This is a genomic window from Pseudomonas sp. EL_65y_Pfl1_R83 (assembly GCF_963970695.1).
GTDB lineage: Bacteria > Pseudomonadota > Gammaproteobacteria > Pseudomonadales > Pseudomonadaceae > Aquipseudomonas > Aquipseudomonas tritici.
Genome location: NZ_CAXAQI010000104.1, coordinates 1 through 655, shown reverse-complemented (window position 1 = coordinate 655; position 655 = coordinate 1). Strand labels below are relative to the sequence as shown.

Below are 655 nucleotides of genomic sequence, written 5' to 3'. Positions count from 1 at the left end.
CCGCGCAGGAGATGATCAAGCCGACCGTTTTTGGTCAGGCCATCATCCTCCTGGCATTTGCACCGCTGCTGACCTTCACCGGCACCGAAGGCAAGACGTTTTCGCCGATGGCGATCACGATCATGCTCGCGTTGGTGGCGGCGTTCGTGCTGGCGATCACGCTGGTTCCGGCGCTGTTCGCAATCCTGATCCGCGGCAAGGTCGCGGAGAAGGATGTGTGGCTGATCCGCAAGTCCAAAGAGCGCTACCTTCCACTGCTCGACAGGGCGATCGCCAAGCCGTGGCCGTTCATCATCGGCGGGCTTGCCTTCTTCCTGGCGGCGATCCCCGCCTTTGGACTGCTCGGTTCCGAGTTCATCCCCCAGCTCGACGAGAAAAATCTCGCCTTCGCGTCTACGCGCGTGCCCTCGGTCAGCCTCGAACAATCGCTGTTGATGGAACGCAAGGTCGAGGAGGCGGTGATAAAGGTGCCGGAAGTCGCGTTGATGTTCTCCAAGACGGGCATCGCGGAAGCCGCAACTGACCCGGCGCCGCCGAACGTCTCGGACGGGTTTGTGATCCTGAAGGAGAAGGAGGAATGGGCCAAGGGCACGACCAAGGCCGACATCGTTGCCAAGATCCAAAAGGCGACCGGCGGACTGCTCGGCAATCTTTA

General features: G+C 61.2%; 1 protein-coding gene. It reads left to right on the top strand.

What is annotated here, in order from left to right:
* Window positions 1-11: 11 nt before the first annotated feature.
* The coding region (locus tag AACY08_RS27865) for an efflux RND transporter permease subunit (RefSeq protein ID WP_339472321.1) at window positions 12-655 on the top strand (644 nt) is incomplete at its 3' end.